The organism is Kribbella sp. NPDC051137, from assembly GCF_040682535.1.
Taxonomy (GTDB): Bacteria; Actinomycetota; Actinomycetes; order Propionibacteriales; family Kribbellaceae; genus Kribbella; species Kribbella karoonensis.
The window spans coordinates 201,084-217,601 of the sequence record NZ_JBFBBI010000004.1 but is presented as its reverse complement, the minus strand read 5'-3'; the positions used below and the strand labels follow the sequence as shown (position 1 = coordinate 217,601).

The window sequence follows — 16,518 nt, the reverse complement described above, 5'->3', positions numbered from 1 at the left end:
ATCCGTTGTAGGAGTCGTTTCCGGTGTGCCGGCGGTTCCCGGCGCCAGGTGTGGTGTGGCCCACAGGAAGGCCGGATGCGAGGATGGTCCGGCCATGGACCAGAGCCGGGGGTTCCGCGCCGCGCGCGCCGCGATGTTCGCGGCCGTCTGCGTGCTGCTCGCCGGTCTCGGGCACGTGCTGATGTCCGGAACGATGCTCCCGTGGTGGGCATTGCCGATGGCCTTCGGCTGGATGGCCGTCACCGCGTGGATCCTCGCCGACCGGGAGCGCGGCGTACCGTTCGTCGTCGTCAGCACGCTGGTGGCGCAAGGCGCGCTGCACGTCGTGTTCACGCTCGCGCAGACGATGGCGCCGATGGGCCACATGCACGGCGGGACGTCGTTCGGCATGTTCGGCGCGCACCTGGCTGCCGCGTCGGCCTGCGGTCTGTGGCTCGCGTACGGCGAGCGGGCGGTCTTCTCGGTTGTGCGATCACTCGCCGTCCGGGTCCTTCTGACGCTGCGGCTGGTCACCTACCGGCACGTCACGCCGCCCCGGATCGCCCCGGCGCACTCCCCCGCACCGTTGCGGGAGCTGCTCCTCGTCCACGCGATCACTTCGAGAGGTCCGCCGAGCGGCGTCGCTGTGTAGACCCACCGCTCACCGGCGTATCGCGGGACGTCCGCGCCGCCGGTTCTTGGACTTTCCGAAGGACGTACAAACATGGCTACTGCCCTGTTCCACGATCCGGACGAGACGTCGACCCGGCTCGCCCTGGCCGCCCGTTCCGGCGACCTCGATGCCCTCGACGACTTCGTCCGCGCCCTGCACCGCGACGTACGCCGGTACGTCGTGCACCTGTCGGCGGATCCGCAGACCGCCGACGACCTCACCCAGGAGACGTTCCTGCGGGCGCTGAAGAGCCTGCACCGGTTCGAGGGCCGCTCGTCGGCGCGGACCTGGCTGCTCGCGATCGCCCGCCGTACCGTCGCCGACGACCTGCGCCGGAAGGCCGCCAGGCCGCGGATCGCCCAGCAGGACTGGCAGTTCGCGGCCGAGCAGGCGCAGCCGCGGAACCTGCCGGGCTTCGAGGACCGGATCGCGCTTGCCGAACTGCTCGACACGCTGCCCGGCGACCGCCGCGAGGTCTTCGTCCTCACCCAGCTGGCCGGGATCCCGTACGCCCAGACCGCCGCCCGCCTCGGCTGCCCGATCGGCACCGTCCGCTCGCGAGTGGCCCGGGCCCGGACGGACCTCGCGAACCTACTGAGTACCGCCTGACCACTTCTCCTCGATGCGGGCGTACTTCCAGATCGCGTGCGCGCCCAGCCAGGTGAGGAGGAACAGCGCCACGATCGCGTAGCCGACGTTGTTCAGGTCCACGGCGGCGACCGCCGCCAGTGGACCGTGGTCGATGTGCAGTTTCTCGGTCAGGATCGAGATCAGCTCGATGCTGCCGATCACCAGCGCGACCGCGACCGACAGCCCGGTGATCGTGATGTTGTAGTAGACCTTGCGCACCGGCTTCGCGAACGCCCACCCGTAGACGAAGTTCATCAGGCAGCCATCGATGGTGTCGAGCAGGCTCATCCCCGCCGCGAACAGGATCGGCAGCGTGAGTACGGCGTACCAGGGAAGACTGAACGCCGCGGCACCACCGGCGAGCACCAGCAGGCTGACCTCGGTCGCGGTGTCGAACCCGAGGCCGAACAGGAAGCCGATCGGGTACATCTGCCACGGCCGGGTCACCGCCTTGGTGACGCCGGACAGGATCCTGTTCAGGAAGCCGCGGTTGTTCAGGTGCTGCTCGAGCGTCGCCTCGTCGTACGCGCCGGTGCGCATCCGCCGGAAGACCCTGACCACACCGACGAGTACGGCGAGGTTGAGCGCGGCGATCAGGTACAGGAACACGCCGGACACCGCCGTACCGACGACGCCGGCGACCTGCTGCAGGCGCGACGACCCGTCCGCGACCTGACCGGCCAGCGCACGGACGCCGATGCCGAACAGGAAGCACAACGTGAACACCACGGTCGAGTGGCCGAGCGAGAACCAGAACCCGACCGACAACGGCCGCCGCCCGTCGGCCATCAGCTTCCGGGTGGTGTTGTCGATCGCGGCGATGTGATCCGCGTCGAACGCGTGCCGCATCCCGAGCGTGTACGCCGTGACACCGAGCCCGACCCCGAACACCCCGGCCGACCCGAGCGCGTAGTGCCGCGGCGCCACCACCAGCGCCAGCACGCCCCAACCGGCCAGGTGCAAGAGCAGCACGAACCCCACCATCGCGCCGACCGCGGTCCACTCCCGCCCGGTCACACCCATTCGCCTCACGAACCGTCAGTTAACGCCTTTCGCCCTCCAGATGCAACCAAGTCGCAGGAGCGGATTGCTGCTTGATTCCTTTTGCCGCGGCACCGGACCGTGTGGGCACGTGCCGTATCCGGAGAGAGGACCCACCGTGCAGAGACCGAATCTGTTGTTCGTGCTGGCCGATCAGTGGCGCAGCAGCGCGTTCGGGTTCCGCGGGCAGGACCCCGTGCGAACGCCGAACCTCGACGCGCTCGCCGCCGACTCGGCGGTGCTCACGAACGCGGTCAGCAACTACCCGGTGTGCAGTCCGTATCGCGCGATGCTGATGTCCGGGCAGTACCCGTTCCGCAACGGCGTACCGCTGAACGTCAACTCGCTGACCGCGCCGCTCGGGGTCGGGCTACGGTCCGATCTCACGTGCTGGTCGGACGTGCTGCACGCCGACGGGTATTACCTGGGGTACGTCGGGAAATGGCATCTGGATCCGCCTACCGACGACGATGCGATCTACGGCGAAGGCGTGCGGGAGGGGTGCGTGTGGGACGCGTACACGCCGCCGGAGCGCCGGCATGGGTTCGACTTCTGGTACTCCCACGGTTGCTGCGACGACCACCTGCATCCGCACTACTGGGCGGACGCGGCGCCGCGTGAGGCGCCGACGCGCGTCGACGCCTGGTCGCCGGAGCACGAGACCGACGTCGCGCTCGGGTTCCTGCGGGACGCGGCGCGGCGGTACCACGAGGACGGCGCGCCGTTCGCGCTGACGATGTCGTACAACCCGCCGCATCAGCCGTTCGACACCGTGCCGTCCCGTTACCTGGACGAGTATCTGGACCGCGACCTGCTGGTCCGTCCGAACGTGCCCGCCGGATCCGACGAGGCGGCAACCGTCGCGGCGCAGTACTTCGCCGCGATGACCGGGGTCGACGAGCAGATCGGGCGGCTGCTCGACGCGCTCAGCACGGAGGGGCTGGACGACAACACGATTGTCGTCTTCACGTCCGACCACGGAATGCAGCTCGGCAGCCACGCGCTGATGTTCAAGAACGTCTGGTACGACGAGTCGCTGCTCGTGCCGTTCATTCTGCGGTGGCCCGGACGGGTGCCGGCCGGCGCAGACGACCTGCTGCTCAGCGCACCGGATGTCGGACCGACTCTCCTCGGGCTGCTGGGTTCGGACGTCCCGGCGGAGATGCAGGGGCGGAACCTGTCCGCCGCCCTGCGCGGCGAGGCCGCCGACCGCCCCACCCGTGCTCTGTACCTACGCCCGGCTGGCGGCTTCGAGGACACCACTGAGGACACCCGCGGGCTCCGCACCCACGACCGTACCTTCGTTGTGCAGCGCACAGGGGACGGCGAGCGCGTCTACCTGTACGACCTGACCGAAGACCCGTACCAGCAGACGAATGTAGCCGCCGACCGGCCCGACGAGGTCGCCGCGCTGACGGCCGAGCTCCACGAAGAACTGACCCGCTGCGCCGACCCGTGGAAGTAGCAGGAGGCGCCGGCCGGTGGATGCCGGTCGGCGCCTGTGTGGGTCAGTTCTGGGTGAAGGTTGCTCGGTGGCTCGAGCCGTGGGCGTCCGTTGTGCTGACGGTCAGGCGGAGCTCGTCCTTTCGGGGTCCGCCGACGGTGATGGTCGGGTCCTTGGTCACCACCGACCAGCCGGCCTGGCCGAGAGTGACCTGGAGCTCGGAGGCATGTTGCGTCGGGTCGGCCACCGACACCTCCAACGTGCCGCGCGACCAGCGGAGCACCACGGCGCACGGATTGTCGACAGTCAACGACACCTTCTGGCCGTCGGGCAGCCGGAAGGTGGTCGAGCCGGCGGCCCAGAAGTTGGCCCCGGCAAGGCTTCCGAGGAGGACGGCCTGGACGACATTCGTATTGTTGACAATCTGCAGCTCCGCCGACTGCGCGAGCTGAGCAGTCTGCGCGGCACTCGCCCCGGGCGCGAGCACATAGGCGTACTGCGATCCGGCGGTCACACCGTGGTCGAGCCACAGAGTGAGGAAGCGGCGGCTGATGAGGTCCGTCGTACCGCCCGTGTTCACTTCACGCCAGCTCCCGGTCCGGTCCTCGCGCTTGACGTTCAGCGTCGTACCGCCGGGGAAGACGTAGCCGCCGACGCCCTCGAGATATGCCCAGCGGGCCGGTACGCTCGCCGACGACCCGACGTCCGCGACCGTCGTACGGCCGTCGACAAGCAGGCCTGCGGTTCCGTCCGCGTGCAGGTTCCGGTTCTCGACGACGGTCTCGACCCGGTTCCCGCTGGTGCTGCGAATATCCGTGCCCAGGGCAACGATCAGGTCACCGAAGCAGAACCAGGACTTGAGCGCGCTCAGCCCCGTACCGCCAGGCCCGAGCAGGTGCTGACCGATCGCGGCGTCCGCGCCCAGCACGGCGCCGCCGACCCACCCCGACGCCGGCAGCCCGGCGCCCCACTCCCCCGCGACCTTGTCCGGCAGCGGCGTCGTGTCGACCGTCGTCCCGGGCAACCGGTACCGGTCGACCGTCGGCCAGAAGTTGTCGTCGAACTGGCCGTTGTCCCGGTCGTACAGATAGGTCATGCCGTTGCCGGTGAAGTACCCGCGGTTGTTCTCGCCGTTCCCGCACTCGTACCAGGTGATCCGCTCGCCGGCCATCGAGATCGCCAGCGCCCAGCCGTTCCGCCGATGCACGGCCCGGTCCATGCTCGCGAACAGCTTGTGCCCCACCGGTTCGGCGGCCGGCGCGACGCCGGACAGGTCCTTCAGCAGCGCGAGCCGGGCCAGGCTCGCGGACGTCCGGATGCTTCCGTACGTATCCCGCGCGATCCACCCCGCGCACAGCCCGCGCCACCGCGCGGCGGTCGCGGCGTCGACGCCCTGCGCGAGCGTCAACATCGACTCGATGATGATGTACGCGTCGTCATGGCTGCGTTCCTGGGTCCGCGACACCGCCCGTCCGCGGACCGAGTCGAGCATCTGGCAGTCGTAGATCACCGGCGCGAACGACTCGTCCACCGTCGCGTACAGCACGTCCCGCGTCGAGTCGATGTCCACACTGCTCCCGGCGAGCAGCGCGAACAGCAGGCTGAGCCCCTTCAGCAGCACACCGCCGTACGTCCCGGTGTACGCGATCGTTCCGTGCTGGATGAACGACCCGTCCCGGTAGAACCCGTCCCCGGACGTCACGTACTGCCAGGTCTCCGACAGCCCGTCCCGCGCATGCGTCAGCCGGGTCTCGTCCGGCTCCGCGATCGCCCGGACGATGACGGCCTGGCACTGGTCGACCCGGTTCGCCCCGGTCGAGATCACCTGGTTCGCCTGCCCCGGGCGCGACGACCACGGATCTGGCACGAAGTGGTCGATCGCCGCCGCGTACCGGCTCAACCGGTCGATGCCGAGCTCGGAGTTCAGGAGCACCATGCTGTTGGCCAGCGACTTGGACGCGCCGATCTCCCAGTCCCACCAGTTGCCGAACTCGGCCATCTGGTCGTTGTAGAAGATCCGGTTCGCGTCGTCCAGCCCGGCGACGGCGTCGGCGAGCACGCCCGCGTCGCCGTACCAGGCCGATCCCGGTGTCATGTACGCCGTCGCGAACTGCTCGAGTTGCCGGTACGTCGTGGTCAGGTTCGGGCTCGTCCCGAACGGCACGTTGGTGAACACGGTCGACCGGGTTCCGACCGGGCTGGCCAGCTTCGCCCGGTTTGCGGCGACCGCACTGTCCATCGCGGCCAGCCGCTTGCCGAAGTCAGGGTCGGCCGGGTCGATGCCGCGGCGTCCGGTGATCAGGTCGATCCACCGTTCACGCAGCGTCGCGTAGTCGGGCTGGTCGACGGCCATCGCCGGCAATGTCCGGCTGACGGCCGCGGCCAGGCCCAGCGCGCCCAGCCCACCAAGCACGGATCGGCGGGAAATCGTCATGGTGCACTCCTTTGGTCAGGCGATGTGCTGAAGGTCCCCCGCGGTGATCCGGCCGGCCAGCGGCTTGCCGCGGACGAGGCGTTCGGCCTCGGCCACGACGTACTCCCCCAGCAACCGGATCTCGCTGCCCATCGCGCCGGCCACGTGCGGCGTGACCTGGACGTTCGGCAGGGTGAGCAGCGGATGTCCGAGCGGCAGTGGCTCCGGGTCGGTCACGTCGAGGACGGCGTCGAGGCGCCCGCGGGCACACTCCTCGACCAGCGCCTCCGTGTCGACGAGCGAGCCGCGTGCGGTGTTCACGACGACGGCGCCGTCAGCCAGCAGCGCCAACCGCCGTACGTCCAGCAGGTGCCGGGTCTCCGGCAACGCGGGCGCATGCAGCGACACGATGTCGCTGGCCCGCAACAGGGTGTCCAGGTCGACCAACTCCGCCCCCAGGGCGGCCGCGTCCGCCGGCTTCAGGAACGGGTCACTGACGAGCAGCCGGTAGGGCGAACCGGCCAGCATCCGCAGCACCAGCCGCCCGATCCGGGACGCGCCGACGACGCCGACGGTCCGCGCGGCGTTGCCCATCGACGGGTCGAGCGTGTGGTCCTCGTGCCCGCTGTCGCGATACCGCGCGGCCAGCCGGAACGCCTTCTTCCCGGCCAGCCGGATCGCACCGACGGTGAACTCGGCAACGGGTACGGCGTTCGCACCGGCCGCTGACGACACCGCGATCCCCCGCTCCCACACCTCCGGCCCGAGGTGCCCCTTCACACTTCCGGCCGCGTGCAGCACCGCCGCGAGCCGGGGCGCGTCGGCGAGTACGGCGGCGTCGACGCGCGGGCAGCCCCAACCGGTGATCAGGATGTCGGTGTCCGCCAACGCCTTGCGTACCCGGGGATCGCCGAAGTCGGTCGCGACCAGGTCCTGGACGTCGACGGCTCGCCGCAGCCGGTCGAGCAGGTCGGGCGGGAAGGCGAGCGCACGGACCTCGGGTTTCATCGAGATCAGCGCCGTTCTGCGTGCAGGCAAGGTCGAGCCCTTCTACTTGTCCGAGCCGAGCGTCATGCCCTCGATGATCCGGCGACCGAGCCACAGGTAGAGCCCGACCAGCGGCAGGACGACGATCGCGATCCCGGCGAACATGCCGCCCCAGTCCGCGCCGTTGTACTGCATCTGCTGCAGGAACCCGAGCATCGCCAGCGGCAACGTCTGCAGCTGCTGGTCGTGGATGAACACCAGCGCGAAGAACGTCTCGCCCCAGTGCCCGATCACGTTCAGCAGCACCAGCGTGACAATGCCGCTGCGGCACACCGGCAGCATGATCCGCGCGAAGGTGTACAGCGGGCTCGCGCCGTCGAGTGCGGCCGCCTCCTCGAGCTCGATCGGCAACGACCGGAAGAATCCGGTCAGGAAGAACACCGCGAACGGCATCGACGTCGCGGTGTAGAGCAACCACAGGCCCCAGAGACTGTTCACCAGCCCGAGGTGGCTCATCACGGCGTACAGCGGGAGGAAGATCGCCTGCGCCGGGACGCCGAGGCCGATCGCGAACAGCGAGGTCGTGGCACCCGCGCTCCGGGCGCCGAACCGGCTCAACGCGTAGCCGGCCGGGGCCGCGAGCAGCACGGTGGCCGCGGCGGTACCGGCGACCAGGACGACGGAGTTCACCGCCGCCGGGCCGAAGTTGCCGGTGGACCACGCGCGGCCGAAGTTCGCCCAGTGAAGTGCCTTGGGCAACGACCACGGCGCGTCCAGCAGTTCGCGGGTCGACTTCACCGAGTTGAGCAGGATCCAGACCAGTACGGCGAGGTCGAACGCCACCAGTGCCCAGGCCAACGGGGCACCGAGGAAGCGCTGGATCGCACCTGCCCGGGCCGGGCGGGGCGGACGTCGCAGGAGGTCGGTCAGAGTACTCATGGCGGTCCGTTCTCAGAACTGGATGGCGTCGCGGCGCATCACGCGCCGGATCAGGACGACGAGCACGGCCACCAGGCCGAGGGTGAAGATCGCGTCGGCGGCGGCGAGCCCGTAGCTCGGTACGCCGTCCGCCGCGAATGCGGTCGCGTACGCGTACAGCGACACCGTCCACGTCCGCGTGCTCGGCAGACCGCTCGCGGAGCCGGCCATCGCGAGGATGAACTCGAACGTCTTGATCGAGTTGATCGTCCACAACACCGAGCAGACCCCGATCACGTCCCACGACAGCGGCAGCGTGACGTGCCGGAACCGCTGCCACGAGTTCGCCCCGGCCAGCAGGCAGTCCTCGTAGAGGTACGGCGGGATCCGGTCGACCGCGGCCATGATCACCGTGGTGTAGAAGCCGGTGCTGATCCACACCAGGCCGAGCAGGATCATCGCGTACTGGTGGTCCTGCGACAGCCACGCCGGCGGATGCTGGACGCCGATCGCCCGCAGTAGCTTGTTGACCAGACCGTCCGCCTGGAACAGGAAGCCCCACAGGATCGACAGCACCAGTGCCGGCACGATGTTCGGGAAGAAGATCACCGACCGCACCGTCGACCGCCCGGCCAGGTCGCGGAGCAGCATCGTCAGCCCGAAGCTGATCGCGAATGTCGCGACACCGCCGCCGATCAGCAACAGCAGCGTGTTCTCGAACGCCTGCTGGAAGACCGGGTCGCCGAACATGTAGCGGTAGTTCTTCACCCCGGCCCATTCCATCGCGCCGTACCCCGGCCACTTGTGCAGGCTGATCCACACGGTCGCGGCGACCGGTACCAGCAGGAAAATCGCGTACAGCGCAAGAGCCGGAGCCACGAACGGCACGTACAGCCGTCGGCGCCCGCGCTGCAGCGCGCTGCCTTTCCGGCTCCGCGCGGCGCGGGTCACCACTGCCGTACCCGCGCCGGCGACGGCCGTCACTGGCCGCGCTTCCAGTAGTCGGCGCTCTGCGACTTCAGCTTGCCGATGAAGTCTGCCGCCGAGAGCTTGCCGGTCACCAGTTGGTCGTCGAGCGGCAGGAACACCTTGGTCCACCAGTCCGAGAAGTCGGCGGTCACACCGTCGGCGTTCATGTAGGTGCCGTTCTTCTTGACCAGCGCGGCGATGTCCGCGGCGGCCGGCGCCACGCTGACGTCCTGCCGCGCCATCAGCGACGCGGTCGCGTCCTCGTACGACTGCATCTGCTTCTTCCCGTACAGGAACGCGATCAGCTGCTCGGCGGCCGGCTTGTGCTCGGCCTTCGCGGGCACGACCCATCCCGACGGCTGGCACGCCACCGGCGTACTCGGGGAGCCGTCGGCCGGGAAGTTGAACGTGCGGTACTGGAAGCCCTCGGCGGCGTACGTCTTCGCCTCGCTCGGCAGCCACGAGCCCATCAGGATGAAGTCGGCGTTGTTCGTCGCCCATTTCTGCTGCATCGCGGGGAACTTGCTCGCGTTGTACCCGTCCGCGAAGTACCGACCCTTCGCCAGCTGCTCGACCTGCGCGGCGGCAGCGGCGTACTGCGGCTTGTCCCAGGTCGCGCCGGTCTTGTCCGCCGCGGCCTGGTGGAACGAACCGACGCCGAGCTTCGCGATCACCAAGCTGATGTACCAGGAAGCGTTGTACCCCGGGATGTCCGCGTCGAGCGCCAGCTTCTGCTTGCCGACCAGTTGCTGGAACGCCTGCCAAGTCGCCGGCGGGTTCTTCGCCAGCTGCGGGAACCGCGCGCCGTTGTACCAGATGCTGTTGCAGGTGATCACGTACGGCAGCATCGGGTGCTTGCCGTCGACCGCAGCGAGCTTCTGCAGGTCCTCCGGGATCACCTCGCCGACGGTCTTGTCCTCGCCGGACACCTTCTGGCCGAGGACGCCGCCCAGGTCCTCGGCGCCGCCGGCCGGAATCTTGGACTTCACGTTGTTGTAGGGGTTGTCGATCAGGTCCGCGGCCGGACTGTTCATCAGCGTCGGCTGCAGCTTGGTCAGGACGTCGCGCCCCTGCCACTGCACGTTCACCTTGATCCCGGTCTGCTGGGTGAACTCGGCGATCGACGCCTTCAGCGCGGTCTGTTGCGGCTCGCCGTCCTTCCACATCGACCAGTAGGTGAGTTCCTTCCCGGCGCTCGACCCAGCTCCCGAACCCGAGCCGCAGCCCGCGAGCGCGGTCGCCGCGAGTGCCGCAGCCGTACAGGTCGCGGTGATCCGGCCGGCGATTGGTGATTTCATGAGTGGTCCTCTCCCGTCGGGTGATCGACTTGGAGAGACCGTGCGGCGGTCCCGGAAGAGGAATCAAGACTGATTCCGGCGCTGTTGCCGCGCCGAGATCGATTCCTCCTTCATTCCTCTCTTTCCGGCGTGTGATCATGAGGCGGTGCAGCCAGTCCCCCAGTCGTCGCGCGAGCTGAAGTTCCGCCGGCTCGCCCGGGAGCTGCGGCACCGGATCCTCGACAACACCTACCCGCCGGACAGCAAGCTCCCGACCGAGGACGCGCTGGCCGCCGAGACCGGGCTGTCGCTCACCACGATCCGGCACGCGTACCAGGAGCTCGCGGCCGACGGTCTCGTCGTACGCCGGCAGGGCGCGGGCACTTTCGTCGCGCCGACCAGCCACCGGGCGCAACCACGGCAGCAGGTCATCGGCGTGCTGGTGCCGGACACCGCGCTGTACTACCCGCGCGTGCTGCAGGGCATCGAGAAGGCGTTGTTCCAGGCCGACGCGCGGCTGGTGCTCGCGTGTTCGCACTACGACCCGGACGCCGAGGACACCGCGATCAACGGCCTGCTCGACGCCGGTGTGGACGGCCTGCTGCTCGTGCCGACGCTGCACGCCCTCGCCGACCCCCGCGCCCGGGTGGCCGAACTGCTCGAGCTACCGGTGCCGGTGGTGTTCGTCGAACGCCGGCTGGCCGCACTAGGTCCCGGCGACGCGATGGAGCACGTCTGCACGGATCACGAGGGCGGGGCATACGACGCCGTACGACATCTGCACGACCTCGGTCATCGCGACATCGGCCTCGCCGTCCGCGCCGAGGCGCCGACCACGCCGCCGATCAGTTCCGGTTTCGAGCGGGCGATCGCGGACTTCGGGCTGACCCGGCACGAGCCGCAGCGGATCCTCGACTGGACCGTACGGCGCGCCGACGAGACCGTCGCGCTGTTCCGGGCCCGCCGGATCACCGCCGCGCTCTGCTTCGGCGACCGGGAGGCATCGCTGATCCTCGGCGCCGCCCGCCGGGCCGGCCTCACGGTGCCGGACGACTTCGCCATCATTGCCTACGACAACGAGTTCGTCGACGTCGCCGAGGTGCCGATGACCGCAGTGTCCCCGCCCCGCTACCAGCTCGGGCAGCTCGCCGTCCAGGTACTTCTCCAGCGCCTCAGCCTGGGCGACGCACTGCCGATCCACCAGATCCACCTCCGGCCCCGGCTGGTGGTCCGCGCCTCCTGCGGCGCCCGGCCCGTGACTGAAGAAGGCTGACCTAGAGCGCCGGGACCATCAGGGCGAGCATCGCGGCCATGCCGCCGGTGGCTAGGGCGTGGCAGCAGCACAGGATGCGGTGGCTGCGGGACCGGAGTGCCCGGGCGAACCACCACGCCGCCGAGAGCAGCAGCAGGCCGGCCACGGACCAGCTCAGCAGGCCGGTCCAGGTCTGCTGAGCTCCGCCGTGGTCCATGCCCGCCATGTGGCCCATACCCGACATACTCGCCATCCCAGACATGCCGGTCAGGCCGACGGCGAGCATCCACACCATGCCCAGGTTCATCCCGCCGTGGAGCAGCGCGCCCGTCCGCGCGGTGACGCCGTCCGAGGTGGAGAGGTGCCGGAAGAACACCAGCGCCAACCCCGAGAACAGCGCGATCTGCACCCAGGTGATGCCTGGTGCCGGCGGCAACCACAGCATCAGCAGCATCGCCGGGCTCATCAGGATGTGGTTCACGTCCACGACCGTCTCGATCCCGCGTCCGCGGCCGGACGCCACCCGCCACAGGCAGTACAGCCCGGACACCGCGAACACGACCGTCAGCGCGACCGACGGACCGTCCGGGAGCATTCCGTGCGACATCGAGGCGGGACCTTCCTCGCGAGGGGCGACCGTACTGTCCAACTCCGGCGAACGGCCCGAAGTTCCGGGAACTGTTCGGCGCGGTCCTTCGTACTCATGTGTTGGGGGCTCAAGGCAATCGCAGCAGATCAGGAGAGACGTGGCACCGACACGCCACCGGCCGTGGCTGATCCGGTACGTCGTTCTGCTCGGCGTGCTGGCGGTCGTCGTACCGCTGGTCGCGACCGGCGTGATGGGTCCGGCGAGCTACCTGCCGATCGCCCGCGACGACCCCGGCCGCGCGACCGGGCTGATCGCGACATTCGTCCGGGCCGTGGCGGATCTCTCGTCGCTCGTCACGGTCGGCGCGCTGGCGTCGGCGCTGTTCGCGGGCAAGGCGCGCCCGGTCCAGGACAAGACCTCGCGCCGCCAGCTCGAGGTCGCGGAATGGTTCGAGCCGGTCGTCGTACGCCGGGCCGCGACCGTCTGGGTGATCAGCTCGGGACTCCTGATCGCGTTCGACTCGGCCGACTCGAACGGGTACCCGCTCGGGAAGCTCGCCGATCCGCGCGCGCTCTGGTTCGCGCTGTTCTCAGGTGATGCCGGGCGGTCGTGGATGGTGACGTTCGTCGCCGCGGTCGTGGTGCTGGTCACGTGTCTGCTGAGCGCGCGCTGGATCGGGTACGCCGTCGCACTCTGGGCCGCGCTGGTGGGTTCGCTGGCGCCGGTCGTGGTCGGGCAGATCCTGGTCGGTCCACGGCACGACTTCGGGAGTGACGCGGGCATCTTCCAGACCCTCGCGGGGCAGATCCTGCTCGGGTCGGTTGTGGTCCAGGTGCTGCGGGTCGCGACCGGGCGTCGGGTGCGGGCGCTGGAGCGGGCGCACTGGTGGAGTACGGCGTGGGTGCTGCTCGGCGTCCTCGTGGTGACCGAGGGAATCCTGCTCTGGTTCAAGCTCGCCGGATCGTCTCCGCTCGGTAGTGCGACCGGGTGGTTGAGTCTGGCGCGGTTCGTAGGCCTCGGGGTTGTCGGGGGCGGTCTCGTCGCGGCGCACCGAGGCCGGATCACGGCCGGCGCTGTGCTGCTGGCCGGTGGTGCGGCGGGGTTCGCCGCGGCCGGGTCGGCGATGCTACGGATCCCGCCGCCGCAGTTCTTCGTGCCGGCGTCGATCAGTCAGATCTTCTTCGGGTTCGACCTGAAGGTTGCGCCCGGGTTCGGTTCGCTGGCCGCGCAATGGCGGCCGAATCTGTTGTTCGTGACCGCCGCGGTCGTCGCGATCGCTGGTTACCTCCTGGGTGTCCGGCGGCTGGCGCGGCAGGGCGAGCGGTGGCCCGTCGCGCGGACGATCGCCTGGACGCTCGGCTGGGTGCTCATCATCGTGGTGACCAGCTCCGGCCTCGGGAAGTACTCCGGCGCCGACTTCGCCGTACACATGGCTGTGCACATGGCGCTGAGCATGCTGGCGCCGGTCCCGCTGGTGCTCGGCGGCCCGGTCACGCTCGCCCTGCGGGCGCTGCCGGCCAACGAGCCGCCGCACGAGTGGATTCTCGCTGCGTTGCACTCGCGGCCGCTGCAGGCGTTGTACCACCCGTTGTTCGTCTTCGTCGTCTACATCGGTTCGTACTATGCGTTGTACCTGACCAACGCCTTCGGGACCCTGATGAGGTTCCATTGGGCCCACCAACTCATGAACCTGCACTTCCTGGTCGTCGGCTGCCTGTACTTCGGTCTCGTGATCGGGGTCGACCGGACCCCGCACCAGCTCCCGTCGCTGGCGAAACTCGCCGTACTGCTCGGGGCGATGCCGTTCCACGCGTTCTTCGGCGTGATCCTGATGTCCGACGGCGCGGTCATCGGCCAGTCGTTCTACGACCATCTCGAGGTCCCCTGGGCGCGTGACCTCGCCGCGACCCAGCACGTCGCGGGCGGGATCGCCTGGGCCGGCAGCGAGATCCCGTTGCTGATCGTGGTCGTCGTACTGGCCCTGCAGTGGGCGATCCAGGACGGCCGGGCCGCCCGCCGGATCGACCGGCACCTGGACAACGGCCTCGACGACTCGTACGACGCCTACAACGCGATGCTCCAGCGGCTCGCCCGGCGTACCGAATCGACCCAGGAGCGCCGGTGACGCTGACCGATCAGGAACCACGCACCGCGACCGTCGAGCTGCTCGTCGGCGGGATGACGTGCGCCGCCTGCGCCAACCGGGTCGAGCGGGCGCTGAACAAGCTGGACGGCGTGACGGCGACCGTCAACTACGCGACCGAGCGGGCGATCGTCACCGGTTCCGGCGGCGACCTCACCGCACGTGCCACGGCCGCGGTCGACCGGGCGGGGTACCAAGCCACGCTGCGGGATCCCGAGTCGGGTGATGAGCTTGCCGAGCAGCTGACCGCCCGGCGGATCAGCTCACTGCGACGGCGGCTGGTGCTCGCGACGCTGCTCGCGATTCCGTTGATGGATGCAACGATCGTGCTGGCCGCCGTCCCGTCGCTGCGCTTTCCCGGGTGGGACCTCACCTGTTTGCTGGTGGCGGCGCCGATCGTCACGTGGGCGGCGTACCCGTTCCATCGCGCGACCGTGCGGAACCTGCGGCATCGCGCCGTCAGCATGGACACGCTGGTGTCGCTCGGGATCGCGGTGTCGTTCGGGTGGGCGGCGGTGTCGGTGCTGTGGCCCGGGACAGCCGGTACGTCGCGGTGGCTGTCGCTCGACACCGGGAGCCTGTATCTCGATGTCGCGGCCGGGATGACCGTGTTCCAGCTGGCCGGGCGGTACTTCGAGACGCGGTCGCGGCGGCGTGCTGCCGACGTGTTCGGCGCCATCGGCCGGCTGGCCACGCCGGTCGCGCGGGTGGTCCGGGACTCGACCGAGGTCGACGTACCGACGGGTGAGGTGGTGAAGGGCGACACCGTCGTGGTCCGCGCCGGGGAGATCGTTCCGGTGGACGGGACGGTCGTCGAGGGAGCGGCAGCGGTCGATACCAGCGTGGTGACCGGGGAGCCGGTGCCGCGCGCGGTCGGGGTCGGCGGCCAGGTTGTCGGCGGGACCATCAGTACGGACGGGCGGTTGGTGCTCACCGCGACAGCAGTCGGCGTCCATACCCAGCTCGCGCAGATGGCGGCGATCGCGGAACAGGCCCAGGAGCGGAAGGCGCGGATCCAGCACACGGTCGACCGGATCATCGTGTGGTTCGTGCCGTCGGTGATCGTGCTCGCCGTCGCGGTCGCCGGCGGATGGATGCTGTCCGGTGCGCCGGTCGCGCAGGCGGTCGGTACCGGGATCGCCGTACTCGTCGTCGCCTGCCCGTGTGCGCTGGGCCTCGCGACTCCGACCGCTCTGATGGTCGGCATCGGCCGGGGCGCGACACTCGGCATCCTGATCAAGGGGCAGGATGCCCTCGAGGCCAGCGGCGTGATCGACACGATCGTCCTCGACAAGACCGGCACGCTGACCACCGGCGACCTCACCGTCACCACGGTCGGACTCACCGCGGACCTCACCCGCGAGGAGGTCCTCGGCTACGCGGCCTCCGTGGAACGAGGCTCGGAGCACCCCGTCGCCCGGGCCGTGGAAGACCTGGCCGCCGGCGAACAGGTCGCCACCCACCCGATCACGAACTTCACGACCCACCCGGGACAGGGCGCGACCGCCACCGTCACGGGTAAACAGGTGGCCGTAGGCAACCACACTCTCGTGGACGTCGGTGATCACGTTGTCGCTGGGCCGGCCGTCTGGGTGGCGGTCGACGGGCAGGTCGTCGGACGGCTGGACGTTGCTGACCGGCTGCGGAGTACCGCGGGAGACGCGGTGCGGGAGTTGCACGCGGCGGGGCTTCGGACAGTCCTGCTGACGGGAGATTCCGAGGCGGCCGCGCGGGAGGTCGCCGGGGAGTTGGGGATCGACGACGTACGGGCCGGGGTGCTGCCGGCCGACAAGGCCGGAGTGATCGCGGAGCTGCAGGCTGACGGGCACCGGGTGGCGATGGTCGGCGACGGGATCAACGACGCGGCCGCGTTGGCGACCGCCGATCTCGGGCTGGCGGTCGTCTCGGGGACCGACATCGCGCTGAAGTCCGCGGACATCGTGCTGGTCCGGGAGGACCTCGGCGTGATCCCGGACGCGATCGGGCTCGCGCGGCGGACCCGGCGTACCGTCCACCGCAATCTGGTCTGGGCGTTCGCCTACAACCTGGCGGCGGTGCCGATCGCGGCCGCCGGCCTGCTCAACCCGCTTGTTGCTTCGGCAGCTATGTCGCTGTCCTCGTTGTTCGTCACCTACAACAGCCTTCGCCTCCGCAATTTCGGGGACCCGGACGCCTGATGCCGCCGGACACGCGGCTCCGGCCG

The 16,518-nt window shown here is 69.7% G+C and carries 13 protein-coding genes; 6 read left to right on the top strand and 7 right to left on the bottom strand.

All coding sequences use genetic code 11. From position 1 onward, the window contains the following. The first annotated feature begins 94 nt into the window (after positions 1–94). Both AB0M51_RS22180 and AB0M51_RS22175 read left to right on the top strand, forming a co-directional pair. Positions 95–631: a hypothetical protein gene (locus AB0M51_RS22180; RefSeq protein WP_363750156.1), complete on the top strand. Its 537-nt coding sequence runs from the start codon at positions 95–97 to the stop codon at positions 629–631. A 72-nt stretch (positions 632–703) separates the two neighbouring features. Beyond that, positions 704–1,261 carry a sigma-70 family RNA polymerase sigma factor gene (locus tag AB0M51_RS22175; RefSeq protein WP_363750154.1) on the top strand — a complete coding sequence of 186 codons (558 nt, stop codon included), beginning with the start codon at positions 704–706 and terminating at the stop codon, positions 1,259–1,261. Here AB0M51_RS22175 and AB0M51_RS22170 read toward each other — a convergent pair. Continuing rightward, positions 1,244–2,305, bottom strand: coding sequence for a HoxN/HupN/NixA family nickel/cobalt transporter (locus AB0M51_RS22170; protein ID WP_363750807.1), 1,062 nt, complete (start codon positions 2,303–2,305; stop codon positions 1,244–1,246). The two genes, AB0M51_RS22175 and AB0M51_RS22170, sit on opposite strands and share 18 nt — an antisense overlap. Before the next feature lie 136 nt (positions 2,306–2,441). Between AB0M51_RS22170 and AB0M51_RS22165 the strand changes: the two genes are divergently transcribed. After that, positions 2,442–3,788, top strand: coding sequence for a sulfatase-like hydrolase/transferase (locus AB0M51_RS22165; protein ID WP_363750152.1), 1,347 nt, complete (start codon positions 2,442–2,444; stop codon positions 3,786–3,788). 43 nt (positions 3,789–3,831) lie between these two features. Here AB0M51_RS22165 and AB0M51_RS22160 read toward each other — a convergent pair whose 3' ends face one another. From AB0M51_RS22160 to AB0M51_RS22140, 5 genes are read right to left on the bottom strand one after another with little or no spacing between them, the layout of a single operon-like run. Further along, positions 3,832–6,201, bottom strand: coding sequence for a polysaccharide lyase 8 family protein (locus tag AB0M51_RS22160; RefSeq protein ID WP_363750150.1), 2,370 nt, complete (start codon positions 6,199–6,201; stop codon positions 3,832–3,834). Positions 6,202–6,216: 15 nt separating this feature from the next. Then, positions 6,217–7,218 carry a hydroxyacid dehydrogenase gene (locus AB0M51_RS22155; protein ID WP_363750148.1) on the bottom strand — a complete coding sequence of 334 codons (1,002 nt, stop codon included), beginning with the start codon at positions 7,216–7,218 and terminating at the stop codon, positions 6,217–6,219. Between the two features lie 12 nt (positions 7,219–7,230). After that, on the bottom strand, positions 7,231–8,106 hold the full coding sequence (locus AB0M51_RS22150) for a carbohydrate ABC transporter permease (protein WP_363750146.1): 876 nt from the start codon (positions 8,104–8,106) through the stop codon (positions 7,231–7,233). 12 nt (positions 8,107–8,118) lie between these two features. After that, complete coding sequence (locus AB0M51_RS22145) at positions 8,119–9,069, bottom strand: sugar ABC transporter permease (RefSeq protein WP_363750144.1); 951 nt, start codon at positions 9,067–9,069, stop codon at positions 8,119–8,121. Continuing rightward, positions 9,066–10,352 (bottom strand): extracellular solute-binding protein, encoded by a 1,287-nt coding sequence (locus AB0M51_RS22140; RefSeq protein WP_363750142.1) that lies wholly within the window; start codon positions 10,350–10,352, stop codon positions 9,066–9,068. Before AB0M51_RS22140 ends, AB0M51_RS22145 begins: the two co-directional genes overlap by 4 nt. Positions 10,353–10,497: 145 nt before the next feature. Here AB0M51_RS22140 and AB0M51_RS22135 point away from each other — a divergent pair, with 145 nt between their 5' ends. Further along, the gene (locus AB0M51_RS22135) at positions 10,498–11,604 is read left to right on the top strand and encodes a substrate-binding domain-containing protein (RefSeq protein ID WP_344195944.1); all 1,107 of its coding nucleotides are present in this window, start codon (positions 10,498–10,500) and stop codon (positions 11,602–11,604) included. 1 nt (position 11,605) lies between these two features. On the opposite strand, the gene AB0M51_RS22130 is transcribed toward AB0M51_RS22135, so the two are convergent. Next, on the bottom strand, positions 11,606–12,190 hold the full coding sequence (locus AB0M51_RS22130) for a DUF5134 domain-containing protein (protein WP_363750139.1): 585 nt from the start codon (positions 12,188–12,190) through the stop codon (positions 11,606–11,608). Between the two features lie 139 nt (positions 12,191–12,329). On the opposite strand from AB0M51_RS22130, the gene AB0M51_RS22125 reads away from it, so the two are divergent. After that, positions 12,330–14,297: a cytochrome c oxidase assembly protein gene (locus AB0M51_RS22125; protein ID WP_363750137.1), complete on the top strand. Its 1,968-nt coding sequence runs from the start codon at positions 12,330–12,332 to the stop codon at positions 14,295–14,297. 53 nt (positions 14,298–14,350) lie between these two features. Then, complete coding sequence (locus AB0M51_RS22120) at positions 14,351–16,492, top strand: heavy metal translocating P-type ATPase (RefSeq protein WP_363750805.1); 2,142 nt, start codon at positions 14,351–14,353, stop codon at positions 16,490–16,492. Positions 16,493–16,518: the final 26 nt, after the last annotated feature.

Bases quoted from the DNA above. Each gene is read 5' to 3' on its own strand.
- AB0M51_RS22120 (WP_363750805.1), top strand. From the start codon at position 14,351: ATGACGTGCGCCGCCTGCGCCAACCGGGTCGAGCGGGCGCTGAACAAG.
- AB0M51_RS22175 (WP_363750154.1), top strand. From the start codon at position 704: ATGGCTACTGCCCTGTTCCACGATCCGGACGAGACGTCGACCCGGCTC.
- AB0M51_RS22140 (WP_363750142.1), bottom strand. From the start codon at position 10,352: ATGAAATCACCAATCGCCGGCCGGATCACCGCGACCTGTACGGCTGCG.
- AB0M51_RS22180 (WP_363750156.1), top strand. From the start codon at position 95: ATGGACCAGAGCCGGGGGTTCCGCGCCGCGCGCGCCGCGATGTTCGCG.
- AB0M51_RS22150 (WP_363750146.1), bottom strand. From the start codon at position 8,106: ATGAGTACTCTGACCGACCTCCTGCGACGTCCGCCCCGCCCGGCCCGG.
- AB0M51_RS22130 (WP_363750139.1), bottom strand. From the start codon at position 12,190: ATGTCGCACGGAATGCTCCCGGACGGTCCGTCGGTCGCGCTGACGGTC.
- AB0M51_RS22160 (WP_363750150.1), bottom strand. From the start codon at position 6,201: ATGACGATTTCCCGCCGATCCGTGCTTGGTGGGCTGGGCGCGCTGGGC.
- AB0M51_RS22170 (WP_363750807.1), bottom strand. From the start codon at position 2,305: ATGGGTGTGACCGGGCGGGAGTGGACCGCGGTCGGCGCGATGGTGGGG.